Source organism: Parascardovia denticolens DSM 10105 = JCM 12538 (assembly GCF_001042675.1).
Lineage (GTDB): Bacteria > Actinomycetota > Actinomycetes > Actinomycetales > Bifidobacteriaceae > Scardovia > Scardovia denticolens.
On record NZ_AP012333.1, the window covers coordinates 1,578,344 to 1,593,664 of the forward strand.

At 58.5% G+C, this 15,321-nt stretch carries 12 protein-coding genes; 4 read left to right on the plus strand and 8 right to left on the minus strand.

The genetic code is table 11. The features are described 5' to 3' along the window. Positions 1–4: 4 nt before the first annotated feature. The 7 genes from PSDT_RS06505 to PSDT_RS06535 all read right to left on the minus strand — a co-directional run bounded on the left by PSDT_RS06505 (position 5) and on the right by PSDT_RS06535 (position 5,091). Complete coding sequence (locus PSDT_RS06505; RefSeq protein ID WP_006288728.1) at positions 5–874, minus strand: aldo/keto reductase; 870 nt, start codon at positions 872–874, stop codon at positions 5–7. 136 nt (positions 875–1,010) lie between these two features. Continuing rightward, on the minus strand, positions 1,011–1,343 hold the full coding sequence (locus PSDT_RS06510) for a hypothetical protein (RefSeq protein ID WP_006288727.1): 333 nt from the start codon (positions 1,341–1,343) through the stop codon (positions 1,011–1,013). Positions 1,344–1,485: 142 nt separating this feature from the next. Continuing rightward, a complete protein-coding gene (locus PSDT_RS06515; RefSeq protein WP_006288726.1) occupies positions 1,486–1,902 on the minus strand; it encodes a hypothetical protein in 417 nt (138 codons plus the stop codon). Then, positions 1,899–3,119 carry a hypothetical protein gene (locus PSDT_RS06520; protein ID WP_006288725.1) on the minus strand — a complete coding sequence of 407 codons (1,221 nt, stop codon included), beginning with the start codon at positions 3,117–3,119 and terminating at the stop codon, positions 1,899–1,901. The genes PSDT_RS06515 and PSDT_RS06520 overlap by 4 nt, the downstream gene beginning before the upstream one ends. Before the next feature lie 142 nt (positions 3,120–3,261). Continuing rightward, on the minus strand, positions 3,262–3,771 hold the full coding sequence (locus tag PSDT_RS06525) for a DUF1310 family protein (RefSeq protein WP_006288724.1): 510 nt from the start codon (positions 3,769–3,771) through the stop codon (positions 3,262–3,264). Positions 3,772–3,801: 30 nt separating this feature from the next. Further along, positions 3,802–4,365, minus strand: a complete 564-nt coding sequence (locus tag PSDT_RS06530; protein WP_223293536.1) for a DUF1310 domain-containing protein — start codon at positions 4,363–4,365, stop codon at positions 3,802–3,804. Between the two features lie 33 nt (positions 4,366–4,398). After that, positions 4,399–5,091 carry a DUF1310 domain-containing protein gene (locus PSDT_RS06535; protein ID WP_223293535.1) on the minus strand — a complete coding sequence of 231 codons (693 nt, stop codon included), beginning with the start codon at positions 5,089–5,091 and terminating at the stop codon, positions 4,399–4,401. A 225-nt stretch (positions 5,092–5,316) separates the two neighbouring features. Between PSDT_RS06535 and PSDT_RS06540 the strand changes: the two genes are divergently transcribed. Genes PSDT_RS06540 through PSDT_RS06555 form a run of 4 tightly spaced genes read left to right on the plus strand, consistent with a single transcriptional unit; the run spans position 5,317 to position 9,290 of the window. Then, a complete protein-coding gene (locus tag PSDT_RS06540) occupies positions 5,317–6,324 on the plus strand; it encodes a zinc-binding dehydrogenase (RefSeq protein ID WP_006290135.1) in 1,008 nt (335 codons plus the stop codon). Further along, a complete protein-coding gene (locus PSDT_RS06545) occupies positions 6,324–6,893 on the plus strand; it encodes a MarR family winged helix-turn-helix transcriptional regulator (protein WP_006288720.1) in 570 nt (189 codons plus the stop codon). The genes PSDT_RS06540 and PSDT_RS06545 overlap by 1 nt, the downstream gene beginning before the upstream one ends. Next, on the plus strand, positions 6,890–7,630 hold the full coding sequence (locus PSDT_RS06550; protein WP_006288719.1) for an ABC transporter ATP-binding protein: 741 nt from the start codon (positions 6,890–6,892) through the stop codon (positions 7,628–7,630). The genes PSDT_RS06545 and PSDT_RS06550 overlap by 4 nt, the downstream gene beginning before the upstream one ends. 22 nt (positions 7,631–7,652) lie before the next feature. After that, a complete protein-coding gene (locus PSDT_RS06555; RefSeq protein WP_006288718.1) occupies positions 7,653–9,290 on the plus strand; it encodes an ABC transporter permease/substrate-binding protein in 1,638 nt (545 codons plus the stop codon). A gap of 156 nt (positions 9,291–9,446) precedes the next feature. On the opposite strand, the gene pulA is transcribed toward PSDT_RS06555, so the two are convergent. Continuing rightward, the gene (gene pulA, locus PSDT_RS06560) at positions 9,447–15,077 is read right to left on the minus strand and encodes a type I pullulanase (protein ID WP_223293533.1); all 5,631 of its coding nucleotides are present in this window, start codon (positions 15,075–15,077) and stop codon (positions 9,447–9,449) included. Positions 15,078–15,321: the final 244 nt, after the last annotated feature.

Below are 15,321 nucleotides of genomic sequence, written 5' to 3' on the forward strand. Positions count from 1 at the left end.
CGCCTCAGCCAAGATAATCCAGCTCTTCCTGGGTCAAAACCAGCTGATCGGAGGCCAGGGAGTCCAGGAAAGTCTCTTTGCGATGCGTCCCCGGCAGCACGAACATGTGATCTCCGCGGGCTAATTCCCAGGCCAGAACCACCTGCTGATAGCTGACCCCATGCGCGGCCGCCACCTGGCGGAAGGGGTCGAAAAGGCTTTCGTCATAAGGATGACGGAAGCCGCCGAGGGGGGACCAGCAGACGAAGGCCAGCCCCAGCCTGGCTGTGTAGTCGATGGTGTCCTGGGTCTCGCGGTGGATTGGTGAGAACTGGTTCTGCACGGCGACCAGGGCGTCCCCAAGAATCCCACGGGCCATGTCGATCTGCTCCACGCTGGCGTTGGAAATGCCGATGGTTTTGGCCAGGCCCATCCGATGGATTTCCTTCATGGCCTCGATGGATTCCCCGTAAGGCACTTCCGGATCCGGGCGATGGAAATAGAGCAGGTCGACGGCCTCCACCCCCAAGGCCTGGCAGGATTGTTTCGCATAGCGAATCAGGTGTTCCGGCTTCCCGTCTTTGCCCCAGGTGGGCTTTCCGTCGGTGAAATTGCGGAAGTGACCCGCCTTGGTGGCGACCAGGACTTCTTCACGCGGACCTTTCCAGGTCTCCAGGGCCTGACGGGTGAGCTTCTCCGCCGCTTGCTCCTCCCCGCCGGACTCGTAGTAGGCCCAGGCGGTGTCAATATGGCGGCAACCGGCGTCCAGGGCGGCATGGATGATCTCGATGGAGGCAGCCTGGCTGGGGTGCCCTTCAATGGCCAGCCCCATGGTACCCAAACCGACCGCCGTGGTGTCGAATGGCCCGATCTTCCTGAACAAACGATCCATCATGTCCTCGATTTCTCATTCCGATTTCTGGAGATTTACCGATCCTGAGGATTTATAGATCCTTATGAATCCTTCCTGCGGGATGCTTCCCCCATTTTACCAGAGGCGGGTCGTCGCGAATCGCAGAGCTCCAATCGGTTCAGCGGTTGGCCAGGTCCCGGGTGAAGGGGTGATAGACGTCCGTCTCCTCGCACTCCTGAAGATACCCGGCGTCTTCGCTGTAACGTTTTTTGACGGCCTCGCTGAACTTCCCCGCCATGGCGCCGCCCAGCTGGTTCACGCTGGCCCGGATGCCAGCCGCGCCGTCTTCCAGATAAGGCTTCATCTTCGTTTCCGTTGCGCTCTTCAGCTGTTGCAGGGCGGCGTCAATCACGGCCTCAGCCGTCTTTTCGACCGCTGCCGTCTGGGCCTTTTTCTTGTCGAACCTGCTGCCCGCGTTGCCGTCACCGCCCGTGTGAGCACTCATCGTCATGTTCGCCGCCTGCCTTTCTTCATCATGTCATTCATCATGGCTGATTACGATGATTACTATTGTTGTTCCGTTCATCTATTCATAGACCGTATATTCATAGATTGCATACCGGCCGTATGTCATTTTATACGTTTTTATACGTTTATGCATTTGACGATGCCGCCGAACCCCCGCCTTCGTTTTCGTGACCGTCGTCGATGTGCGTCTCCTGATAGCGTCGCGCGCGGAAAAGGAAGTCTTCGTATTCCGCCTGATGACGCCACAGCCGGTCTTTCAACTCGTATTCCTGATCATCGCAGACCTTCTCCACCTCATGCCTGATCTCATACCCGCTCTGCGGATACATGACGGCGAGTCTCCCCGCGCCGTCACGGAGATCATTGATCGCGCTCATATCGCAGCGGAAAGAGTCTTCTTCCTCATCGGATCGTTGTCGAACAATCCGCCTGATATGGGCCATGTGCTCGTATCGGTCCCTGCAGAAAGGGCAGGAATCCGCATCGAAAACCTCCTGATCCGAAGAATCACGGTAATCAATATTCCAGTAGTCAACATTCATTTTGTCTTCTTTTTCGTGTTTTCGTAGATGGTGGCGTCCCACTCGTTGAAGTCGGCGGCCAGGGAGGCGTCCGCGTCAAGCTGTTTTTGGATGCCGGCCCGGGTGACGACGCCAGTCGCGTAGATGTCCTTGATAACCATGCGCACGGGCAGGAACTGGTCGCGCGCATCGGCCTGGGCCCGCCGGGTGAAGGAAGCGCGCGTCCAGCCGGCGGCACGCAAAGCATCCTCCACCTGGGAGCGGTCCAAATCCCGCGCGATGGTATCCTGCACATCCGACACCACCTGGCCCCACTTCACATCAGCCTCCTGGGCCGCCTGCCGCTCCAAGGTTTCCAACGTCCGCTCCAAATCAGCCATCCCCTTGTCACAGGCCTGCTCCTGGACGAGGGCCAGCTCACTGTCCAGAAAGAGCCTCTGGGACGCCGACAGCTTCCTCCCATCACCCCAGGAAGCCCGCAACCGCGACAGGTTGTTCATATAGTCGTCCGTCGCCAACGGGAAAAACGCGATTTTCAGACTGCCATCAGGATTCCACCGGTAGCCTCCCCACAGATGCTGCTTAACAGGATTGAAAACAAGGACGGAATGCACATGCTGCACCTGCCCGACCACCCGGGAGTCATCCGCATAACCCTGAGCTATGAAATCCCACGGATCCACGTAATTCTTCACCTTGTACCCGTAGGAGCGGGCGCGCCTCTTCTGCTTTTCCGGCAGGGTGGAGTAAATGTTCGGCCCTTCGTACAGCCAGGCGCCCTTGACCCTTTTCGCCTCCGACTCATCCAGACTGGACACGGCGTACTGGCCGTCCATGGACCCCAGGGAATGCCCATACACCTCCACACTGTAGCCGGGATTGTCCCTCAACACCTTCTTCAACAATCTCGACGCGTCCTCCAACTGGCCCGTCACCCCATCCTGGGCGTAATACTCACGCTGTTCATCGAAAATTTCCTCGTTCGGATCAGGGGCAGGATAGCCGGGAGTGTACGGGGTGATATTCGTCGTGCTCAACGTCGTGGAGATATACGTGAGCATGTTGTGCGCCGGATCATGAGTGGCGATCTTCGCCATCATCGGCCAATCGTTCTTCGTCCAATCCTTGCCCGACGTCACATCCCCCTGTGACCCCCGATAGATCACCCGCATCGTCTTCGACGCAGGATCCTTCAACACCACGGCATCCAAACCAGTGCCCGACTCACCCTCATGCACCGTCGCCCCATCAACAAGCCAATAATGCTTTGTACCGTGTGAATCAACGAACTTTGTATAGACTCCTCGACGCCAAGTATCAGAGGTATAAGCATCATATGCTTTATATGTAATGTTCTTCCGATCTAAGTCAGTGAAATTATCAGTTTTCATCGTTGAGCCCTGCTTTTCCTTTCATTTCTTTCTCTTGATCCGTATCAAGAGCGTCACCATAACCTTTGCCATATGCTTTATCCAAATATGGATAAAGCGATTTCTCTCCTTCCTCCCAAGTCAATTGAATAGGTCCATTATCACCTGCCTTAGCAAGCCCATAATGCAAATTCACCTTCCACTCATGCCCGTATACAGTCACGTCAAAGAAAATACCACCCATAGGAGTCGTCAACCCCGAACCTTTCTTCGGTTCAAAACCCTTAATCACTCCTCGGCTAGTAAACGCTAACGGATCTATATGTCTTAAATCTTTCTCAATGAGGTCATGCACCTCATCGGACTCAATGGTCTTCTCCACCTCAACATTCACGCGCCAATCCACCCACTTCCTATACACGAAAACACCAGACGGAACACCGATGAAAACAACCAAAAGAACGACCAGCGACTTCACCCACAAAGACTCACGACGACCTTCCCCCGGCTCCGCCACCATAGCAACCCCTTTCCTGAATCGGAAATACCATTAAAACCATTCATCATTGTTATCAGCGCGCTTCTTTTGCGGTGTGGGGAACTCCTGCGGATGCTCCTTACGATACTTCTCGGCAGCATTATCCGTTTCGCTCCATCCTTTCCCATAGCGCTTTTCCAACGCGTCAGTCAACTCCGTCGAAGGATCAGCGCCATCGCTCTTAATCGGCCCGTAGCCATCATCACCGATGAAATAGCGGTCGACATGGAAGCTGACATCGAATTTCTTCTCATCGTTGACGATAGCATCGAAATCAACACCGCCCATAGGATTTTCCCGGATTGACGAGTCATCAATCCGGTAAGTGTTGATGACCCCCTTCCCATCAAAAGCATGCGGATCCCATTCCTCTAGCCCTTTCTTGATAAGCTCTCCGACCTCCTGGGAATGAACGACTTGCACCATCTCCTGCCGGAATTTTCTATCTCTCCCCTGAATATGGAAATAGACCCCACAGGGAATCCCGACCATCACAAACAGAATGATGACCAGCGATAACGCAAAGTAAGACTTACGACGCCTCTTCCTTGCGGATGCCACACGATCATCCATCATCCTCACCATCCTTTCCCATGCTCCTTTCCTGCGCTAATCAGCGTAGCCATCCTCCGCTGTGCCATCATCCTCATCCAAATCATCCGAATCCAAATGGTCATCCGCACCCCAATAGTCATTCTCATCCTCGTCCTTCTCCTTCCCCCATCGGCCCTTCAACGTCTTCGCATCCCCATATTTCAGGATCCTCACATATTCTTTCCCGTAATGCTTCTCCAAATGCTTATACAGCATGGTCGGTTCCGGCGAAATCATATTCGAGTAAGGGCCGAAATTCAGCTTCTGTTCGAAAACATAGTTCATTTCCTCCTCCCATCCATCGCCTTGCACCACTACGACAACCGAGAAGCCAGGCTCCGAGTAATGCCTGGATGCGGAGAAGAACTTGATATGGTAAGACTTGATCGCCCCGCTATCCGTGAAGGCATTGGGGTCGATCCCCCTGAGGTTCTTCCTGATGAGACGGGTCGTCTCAGGAGAGCGGGCCAGGTCGTTCATGTGCACCTTCTGGGCGAGGTTGATTCCCGCAATCACCAGGATAGCGATGAGGACGATGATGGGGAACCTCCAACCCTTCTTTCTTTCCTCATACATCCTTCTGCGGACCGAAAGCGGAATGTCCCGAGCGGAAGCATCCGGGGTCATTTGAGGCCGAGTCTGGTCGGTGGATGGGTTGTGCGGTTCCGGCATGGTCGTCATTCCTTCCTCCCCTTGATCGTGTTTCACCTTTTTGGGAATATGCCACCTGGCCCGCATTATATCATTTCGTCCGCATGAGCGATTCACGTCATCGACGGCGGACCGTCCTGGGCGTCTGCCAGGAGCATAATGATTGTCAAAATATTTAACTATATAATTTTTTGACTTTATGATGGACGGACAGTCATCCCCTTCCTGGCGAAGAGGAAAGACGACTTACATCGTAAACAACAGCAGGAAACCGGAGCGGCGATGATGACAGACGACACAATGGCGACCACGATGAAAGCCGCGCTGGCGACCCGGCCGGGAGGGCTGGAAGTCCTGACGGTCCGAGACGTCCCCCGCCCGAAAATCAAGCCCGGGTGGTCCGTAGTGAAAGTGATGGGGTTCGGAGTCAATCATTCGGAAATCTTCACGAGACAGGGCCTCTCCCCCAGCGTGCATTTTCCGCGCATCCTCGGCATCGAATGCGTGGGGGTCGTCGAAGAAAGCAGCGACCCCAACCGGCTTCCGACCGGAACCGTCGTCGCTTCCCTGATGGGCGAGATGGGCCGGGCCTTCGACGGTTCTTACGCCCAGTACACCCTTCTGCCCAACGACCAGATATTCCCCATCAAATCAGACCTGCCCTGGCCGGCATTGGCCGCCATCCCCGAAACCTTTTACACCGCGTTCCTGGCCTACCGGTCCTTGAAAATACCGGAGGGCGACCGGATCCTGGTGCGCGGCGGCTCCAGCGGGGTCGGCATAGCCTTCCTCCATCTGGTCAAGGCCCGCTTCCCCCAAATCCCCATCAGCGGCAGCGTGCGCAGCCTGTCAAAGCGGGAGCGTCTGCTGCGAGCCGGCTTCGCCCGCGTCCTGCCCGACCGGAACCGGAAACTGATCCTCCACGATTCAGACACCTTCACCAAAGTATTGGAACTCATCGGCCCGGCGACCATCAAAGACAGCATCAGCCATATGGAAGAAGGCGGGATCGTCTGCTCCGCCGGGCAGCTTGGCGGAATCTGGTATTTGCAGGATTTCGACCCCATCATGGAGCTGCAAAAGACCATCTATCTGACAACCGCATATTCAGGCAGGGTCACAGGCGAGACGATCCAGGAAATGTTCGACTTCATCGACCGATATCAGGTGCCCGTCGAGCCGGAGAAAGTTTTCACCCTGGACGGGATAGCTCAGGCGCACGCTTATCTGGAAGGGAAATCCAGCTTCGGCAAAGTCGTCGTCCTGCCTCAGGATAAGGGGGAATACTGATGGAAGAATCGACCGCCCAGCGATTCGTCCGAATCGTCGATGCCCAGTCCTCCCTCTATGAGGCCTATGCCCGACGGCATGGCCTTCAGGGAAAATCATTGTCCATTCTTTTGTGGCTCTATTACTCCCCCCGCCCCATCACCCAGAAATTCATCGCCGACAAGACCCAGTCCACACGGCAGGTGGTCAATTCCACCATCGGCAAATGGCGGGAGGAAGGCTATATCATCTACACAGACGGGCCTCAAACAGGCGGCCGGGAGCCGGAAGGAGCGGACGAAAGACTTGACCGACGCCGGAAGTTCATCACCCTCTCCCCGCTCGGCCGCGAATGGGCCAGACCGACCATGGAAGACTTACGCCAGGCCGAGCTTGCGGCCATGGATAGTCTTCCGCCAGCCGATCAAAGCGAGCTCGTCCGCCTTTATCAGGCATACTCAGACGCTTTTCACCTGGCGCTCAGGTCGGATTGCAAGACTGGAAAAGACGAGCTGACAAACGCTGGAAATCAGCCACAGGCGACCAACCAACAGCAAAAGACCAACCAACAGAGAAAGAAGATGCCATGATCGAATTCAAAAACGTCAGCAAAACCTTCGGGGACCAGACCGTCATCACCGAGGAAAGCTTCACCATCAACAGCGAGGAATTCTTCGTCCTGGTTGGGCCCAGCGGAGGAGGCAAAACAACGACCCTGAAAATGATCAACCGTCTGGTGGAACCCAGCAGCGGGCGGATCCTCCTGGACGGCAGGGACATCAGCTCCATGCCCTTGCGTCAGCTGAGGCTCACCATCGGCTACGTGCTTCAGCAGATCGCCCTCTTCCCCAACATGACCGTGGGGCAGAACATCGAGCTCATCCCGGAGATGAAGGGCTGGTCCAAAGACAAGCGGACCCAGCGGGCGAAGGAGCTGCTGACCACCGTGGGACTGGACGCGGACTCCTACTACAAGCGGTATCCGCAAGAACTGTCGGGAGGCGAACAGCAAAGGGTGGGGATCCTGCGAGCGCTGGTGGCCAACCCGGAGCTGATCCTTATGGATGAGCCTTTCAGCGCTTTGGATCCCATCACCCGGGCCCAGCTGCAGGACCTGACCCTGGACCTGCATGACAAGTTGAAAACCACCGTGGTGTTTGTGACCCACGACATCGATGAGGCCTGCTATATGGGCGACCGGATCTGCGTGATCAGTGATGGGGAGGTCACCCAGATCGGCTCCCCGAAGGAGATCAAGGGGCATCCGGCCAACCAGTTCGTGGCCGACCTGTTCAGCCACAACCACAAACGCAAAGACCGCGATTAGAACACGGCGAAAGGATTTCATCATGACAGACTTGATCGCCACTTTCCACGAACGCTTCGGCGACTGGACCACCGCCCTCCTGCAGCATTTGCGAATCTCCCTCCTCTCCCTCCTTCTGGCCATCGTCATCGCCATCCCCCTGGCCATCTGGCTGTACAACAAAAAACGGGCGTCCGAAGCGATCCTGCAAGTCACCGGCATCTTCCAGACCATCCCTTCCCTCGCCCTGCTGGGCCTGCTCATCCCTCTCATGGGCATCGGCACGGTTCCAGCCGTCACCGCCCTGGTCATCTACGCCCTCTTCCCCATCGTACAAGGGACCGTCACCGGCCTGAGAGGGATCGACCCCAGTCTGGTGGAGGCCGGCGAAGCCTTCGGCATGACCCAGGGCGAGCGTCTGCGCAAATATGAGATCCCCCTGGCCATGCCGGTCATCATCGCGGGGGTGCGGACGGCGGCCATCATGATCATCGGGACGGCCACCCTGGCTTCCCTGATCGGGGCGGGAGGCCTGGGAGATTTCATCCTTTTGGGAATCGACCGCAACGACAACTCCCTCATCCTCATCGGGGCCATTTCCGCCGCTCTCTTGGCCATTCTTTTCTCCACGCTCATCCACTGGTTGGAGAAGCAATCCCTGAAGAAAATCATGGTGGCCTTCCTGGTCCTGGTCGTCGGCCTCGTCGGTTCCTACACCCCGACCTGGGCCACGGCCATCCAAGCTTCCCGCTCAGGGACCGAAACCCTAGTCATCGCAGGTAAGCTGGGGCCGGAGCCGGAGATCCTCATCAACATGTATAAACAGCTGATCGAGGCCAACAGCTCCCTTAAAGTGACCGTCAAGCCCAACTTCGGCAAGACCACCTTCCTCTACAAGGCGCTGAAACGCGGGGATATCGATATTTATCCCGAATTCAGCGGGACCATCACCGAAAGCCTGCTGAGGTCGAAGCCGGGCGCTTCCTCATCCAAGAAGTCCACCCTCCCCGACCTGGTTTATAAGCAAGCCCGGGACGGGATTTACCAGCAGGATCAGCTGATCCTGCTCAAACCTATGAAGTTCTCCGACACCTACGCTGTGGCGGTCAAGAAGACTTTCGCCAAGGAAAACGGGATCCGCGACATCTCCGACCTGGCTTCCGTGCAGGGGACGGCCACGGCCGGTTTCACGGCCGAATTCAACGACCGGGATGACGGCAACCGGGGCCTGACCTCCCTCTACGGGCTCAACCTGACCGTCAAGACCATGGACCCTTCCTTGCGCTATTCGGCCATCAACGACGGCCAAGTGCAGATTGTGGACGCCTATTCGACCGACGCCGAAATCGCCCAGTACAACCTGGTCACTCTGACCGATTCGAAGCACCTCTTCCCTCCCTACCAGGGAGCTCCTTTGATGAAGGAATCCCTGGTGAGGAAGCACCCGGAGCTGCGGACCATCCTCAACGAACTGGCCGGGAAGATCTCCGACTCCGAGATGAGCCGCATGAACTACCAGGTGAAGTTCGAGGGGAAGCCCGCCTCCACCGTGGCTCATGACTACTTGGTCAAAGAGGGGTTGCTGAAAAAGTACAAGGCAAAAGACAATAGTAAAGGCAAAGCAAAAAGGAAAAGGGGGGAAAGAAGGAAAAGTAAAGTCAAAAGGACTCGAAGCCATTGAGGACACGAAAACTGGGGCGCCTGCGAACAGACGTCCCATTTTTTCTTTGATCCTTCAGGCTAGCTTTCAGACTAGCCTCCAAGATTGCCTTACAGCATCCAGACTAGCCTTTGGGCATCCTTCAGCTAGCTCTTGCTGCCGGTCCTCTTGCCGCTCTTATCGCTCTTGCCACGCAAGGCGGTCAGGGCCAGACCCAAACCGGCGAAGCCGAACATGGCCAGGAGGATGGAGGTGACGGCCACGCCGGTGGTCGCTAGATCCTTCTCCCGGTTCCGGTCGGCCCGAGTCTCCCGCCCGGCCTGGGAGGGCTTCGCGGCCTGGGATGAAGGAGCGGGCTTGGCCGGCTGCGATGGCTGTGCGGTCCCGGACTGCGAGGAAGCGAGAACGGTCAGGGGGGGCGGAGGCCAGGACCTTGTCAGCGGAGACGGAAGCGGCCGTCACCAGGACCTGATGCTTCCCGGGGGCGGTGGTGACGGGGATGGTCACCACCCGGTCCACCTCGCCGGAGGCGTTGGACGTCACCGCGACCAACTTGACCGGAGAGGAATGCAGCCAGAGCACATAGGCGGTGTGCGGGGCCAGACCTTTGACCATCACGCGGACCTTCCAGCCAGCGCGGACCCGTACCAGGCTAAGGGTGATCACGATCTTCCCCTTACCAGGGTGGGACGGCTCGGAAGGCTTGGATGGCTCCGACGGCTTGGAAGCCGCCGCCACCTTCACCACCACCGTCACCGGCTTGCCATAGCCGGCCACGGTCCCGTTCAAGGAGAACTCTCCCCCGTCAGCGGAGGCGATGATGCCTTTCTGCTCGGCGGTCAGGGCGGGCCAGGTCACCTTTTCCATGGTGGTGCGGCCGTCGGTCCACGTGGCCTTGACGGTCTGGGGCAGGGTCAGGTGGCCCTGGGACTTGATCTGGATGGTGTCCGGATCTTCCACTTGGGAGATGGCGGGCTGGGCCAAAAGCTCGCCTTCCTTCAGAACCAAAGCGCTGGTGGCCGGGACCGAATAGGTTCCGTCGGTCACTTGCACCTCCTGGAACTTGGGGGAACCTGCCTTGCGCACATTGGGCGAACCGTTCTTGACGGCGGCCGCGATCTCCTTGACGGCGGCCGAATCCACCGCGCCGTCCGAAGAGACGACCGTGTAGGTGCCCTTCTTCAGGCCGGTCAGATTCATGGCCTTCCCGTTCCCGTTGAAGGCGACCAGGTAGGTGCCGGAAGCGTCCGCCAGCTTGAAGGCCAGGAGGCCATCCTTCTGGGCGATCACGGTGACGTGGGAATTGATCTGGTCGTAGGAGCCCAGACGGAAAGCCGGCAGGGCCTTGCGCAAAGCGATCAGGCCACGGGCGTAATCATCGCTGGTCTTGAACTGATCCAGCCGATCCCAATCGACCGCGTTCTCGCTGTCTGGCTTGTTGTAGCTGTTGTCATCGCCTCCCTTGGTCCTCAGGAAGGTCTGCCCCAGCTGCATCTCCGGCACCCCTTGGGCAAGCAGGACCATGGCCGTGGCCAGCTGGTCCCGTTTGACTAGTTCGTCCTGCTTGACCCCCGGCATGCTGGCGACCAGCTTGTCGTAGAGGGTCAGGTTGTCATGGACCTCCACGTACTGAACCAACTGGTTGGCCGAAGCGTAATGGACGTTGGCGTTCCCGTTGGTGCAGGCCGCGAAGCCCTTCTGGTTCTGACAACCCATGAAGTTGTTGGCCAGCAGGGATTCCTGTCCGAACTGCCCTTGGACGAAGCCCTTGCCGGTCTTGTCGAAGACGCTGCCTTTGATGGCGTCGCGGTAGGAATCGTTGAAGAAGGCGACGGAAGACTTGTCCGTGGCCAATTCATAACCGTTGGGCTGGATGGACATCCGGCTCTTCTCCATGGTGGTGTTCATGTCCCACCCTTCGCCGAGGACCAAGATGGAAGGATCGATCTGATCCAAGGCCGAGCGCACCTCCTTCATGGTCTCCTTGTCGATGAGGCCCATGAGGTCGAAACGGAAGCCGTCCAGGTTGTAGTTCTTGGCCCAGTAGGTGACGGAATCCACGATGTACTTGCGCATCATGGCCCGTTCGGAGGCGGTGTCGTTGCCGCAGCCGGAGTTGGAGACCAGGTTGCCCTTGGCGTCGTAACGGAAGTAGTAACCGGGGACCACCTGGTTGAAGACATGCTTGTTGGCGTCGTAGACGTGGTTGTAGACAACGTCCATGATCACCCGGATCCCGGCCTTGTGCAGGCCTTGGACCATCTTCTTGGCCTCGACCACCCTGGTGGCCGGATTGGCCGGGTCGGACGAGTAGGAGCCTTCGGGCACGTTGTAATTCATCGGGTCGTAGCCCCAGTTGTAGGCCACGTTGTTGCCGATCTCGCCGTTGACGTTGTTGAAGTCGTACATGGGCATGATCTGCACATGGGTGGTTCCCGACTTCTTCAGATAGTCGATACCGGTGGACTCCCCTTTGGAATTCTTGCTGCCTTCTTCCACCACGCCCAGGTACTTGCCCTGGTTCTTGGCGGAGATGCCGGAGGTGGACGACTTGGAGAAGTCGCGCACGGACATCTCGGTGATGACGGCGTCGGCCGGCTTGGTGAAGGCGGGCAGGCGCTTGCCCCATACGGCCGGCTTCATCTCCTGGGGGGTCAGGACGACCGAACGGCCGCCGTTGACGGTGGAGGCGGTCCCATAGGGGTCAGCGGCTTCGTTCACCTTACCGTCGGGGAAGGTCAGGCTGAAATCGTAAGCCAGATCCTTGCAATCGCCAGAAAGGGTGACGGTCCAGACCCCTTTGGCCCCGGCGGTCATCGGATAGGACTTGGCCAAGGCCGCGTCGGCCGCCGTGCTCTTGTAGGAGTTGAGCTTGACGGAGGAAGCCGTGGGGGCCCAGATCTTGAAGGTGGTGGAAGCGGCCGTATAGCTGGCTCCCAGATCCTTGCCCTCGTAGGCGTAAGCCTTGTCGAAGGCGTCGGTGCGGACCACGGACCCGGCCACAGCCGTGGCCTTCCCGAAGCTGCCGGCGTCCACGGTCACCGCGGCGTTGGCGGGGATGGCCTCCTTGGTCGTGATGACGACCGTGGTCCCGTCCTTCACTTCGAAGGACCGCAGGTCGGCGCCCTTCAGGCTCAGCTTGCCTTCCAGATCGGAATGGTTGACGGCGTGGTTCAGCTTGATGGTCACCTGGTTCATCTGGGAGATCTCGGAGGAGACGATCTTGTCCGAAGTGTCGATGTTGGCTGGATTCGTGTAGACGGTGGTATCACCGGAGACGATCCAGACTTCGGCCCTGGCCGTGTCCCTGCCGGTCATGGCGATGGCCGACTGAGGGATCACCCGGTGGCCTTCGGCGTTGTCTTTTCCGGCTTCGCGGCTGGCCCAGTCGTTGGTCCCGTCGCTGTAGCGGATGATGAAGGTGGACCCTTTCACCCCGCTCCCGGAAGACTGGCTGTAGAGGGCGGTCTCCCCGAAGGAGTCGTGGTCGGTGAACTTGGCGGGGATGTTGTCCGCCACCCCATCGGCCCACTGCCAGATGTCCCAACCGGTGTAATTGTTGTCCGCCCGGCGGTAATGGACGGTCACGTCCAGCTTCTTGATGGTCTGCCCGGCCTCGTCCGGCGGGGTGATGTAGGTGGTCTCATCGCCGCCTTTGACCCAGATCTCCCCGGAGCCGCCGGACACATCGACCATGCGGTCGCTTTGCCCGTCCTTGTTCCAATCGGTGGTGGTGACGATGACGCCCAGCTTGTCGAAGGAGCCGTCGAAGTCCATGGTGAAGACCTTGCCGAAGGCGTCCTTGCTCTGGTTGAACTGATAGTTCTTCCCATCCAGGACTCTGCCGTCCTTGCGGGTGCCCCAGACGTAGACCCCGCGCTTGTCCGCCACGGAATCCCCGGCGGCCGGCCGGTAATGGACTGTCAGGCGGGTGGTCGGCTTATAGGCGACGGCGCAAGGGTTGTTCGCCGCGGTCACTTCGGACAGCTTCCCATCAGCCACCAGAAGGTCGGCCTTCTCGCTGATGGAGTAGTTGCCGCTGGACTGGCCATTGGGATGGTCCCAGTTGCCGCCGCCGTCGGTGAAGAGGAACTCCTGCTTATGGTTGGCGTCCAAGATGCCGATCAGGGGCATGCTGGCCGTGTAATAGCCATCGCATGCCTTGGCCATGGCGACCCCGGGGAGGTCCGTCCAACCCGATTCCTTCTGATAATGGAGGTAAGGGGTCTTCCAGCTGGTCTTGTAGTAGACGTTGACGGTCCGGTCGGAATCCACCGGCCCCTGGCGGGGCTCGTCCTTGGCCGGATCCAGGGGGTTGGACCTGGCCCCGGGCTGGTAGACCGACTTGAGGGACCTGGCGTGGATGGCCAAGGCGGAGTGGGCGGGCACGGTGGCCTGGAGCCTGCCATCAGCGCCGACTTTCACCGTGGTGGAGCAGTCGCCGGCCCCGTAGACGTCGCAGTATTCGCCGGCGGGCATGCCGGTAGTGAAGGTCCGGCTGATGTCCTGGTCGGAATTGTTGATGGCCAGGTAACCACTGGTCCCGCGGCCGAAGGCGATGGCCGTCGACCCGTTGGACCACCAGTTTGTCACTTCGCCGCTGACGGCGTTGTGGAAGCCGATCATGCCCCGGATGGCCGTCCAGCGCTGGGTGCAGAGCCAGCCGGAATCGGTGGAGCAGACCGTATCGGGCACGGAGGTATCGGTTGCCCCGGGAGCCCCGGCGTCATGGCCGGCCGCGCTGTCTTCGAACTTGTAGCCGGAATTGATGTAAGGGGTGCCGTAGCCGTAGGCCAGCATGAAAGCGTTGGCCAGGAGGTAGCGGGAACCGTCCTTGTAGTTGAGGGTGCTGGCGTTGCGTTCGGTGTCCCAATTGGACACGAAGACCGAAGCCTCCTGGGAAGGTAGGAGCTTGGACGACAGGTCCTTGAGACCGGACACGTTGCCGTCCCCGCCGTTGAAGGCCGTCTTCAGGCGGTAGGGGAAGTTCATCTCATGGACTTCGCCGGTGGAGACATAGTTGGATGGCTGGATCCGCGGGTCTTCGTTGGCGTTGCCCAAGGTCTCCTGATTCCAGTAGATCTTGTCTTCGGCCATGCCGGACTTCTGGGCCAGTTTGGCCTTGATGGCGCTGACGTCTTTGGGGTCCATGTGTTTGACCGCGTCCACGCGGAAGCCGGCCACGCCGTCGTCCAGCAGATGCTTCATGTAGTCGGCTATCTTGTCCTGGACCTGGGCCTTGCTGGTGTTGAGGTCCTGCAGGCCGGTCAGACGGCAGTTCCAGACCTCGTTCGCATCATTATAATTGCCGATGTTCTTGGCGCAATCGTGGAAGTCGCCCTTGGTGTAACCGATGGCCGGGAAATTACCTTGGGCGTCGAACTTGCTGCCGTCCACGCCCACGTTCGCGGGATGGTCCACCCCGGTCGTGTGGTTGATGACGGCGTCGGCGATGATCCCCACGCCAGCGGCCTTGCAAGTGGCGATCATCTGCTTGAAGTCGGCCTCGGTGCCTTCTTTGGAATCAAGCTTGTAACTTACTGGCTGGTAGGAAGTCCACCACTGGGAACCTTTGATGGACTCGGAAGGAGGAGAGACCTCAACGTAGCCCACGCCTTCGGGACCATAAGTCTCGGTGCATTCCTTGGCGATCGACTTCCAGTTCTGCTGGAAGGCGATGATGGTGACGTTGCGGTTGGTCGTGGAGGCCGCTCCGCTCGCCGTGACCGTGTTGGCCGGCATCGTGGCCTGAGCCTGAGGGACGATACCCACCAGGCCGACCAGAATCATGGCGATCGAGGCGATCATCGCCCACAATACGGCACTAATCCTTATTTTTTTCATTCTGTACCTGTTCGTACCTTTTTATACCTTTGTTCTTCTACGCATTTCCGCCTGACCATCCCCGCCGTCCTCCACGTTCTTCGTGTCCTTCGGCGGCCGGCCTTGTGGGTTCGTGCGTTCCTATCCTGAGTCTTTCCCAGGCTTCAGCGCCCCGGAAAGAACTAGATCGTTCTAAAGTCAACGGTTTTTCCATTGTACGCAGATCCAA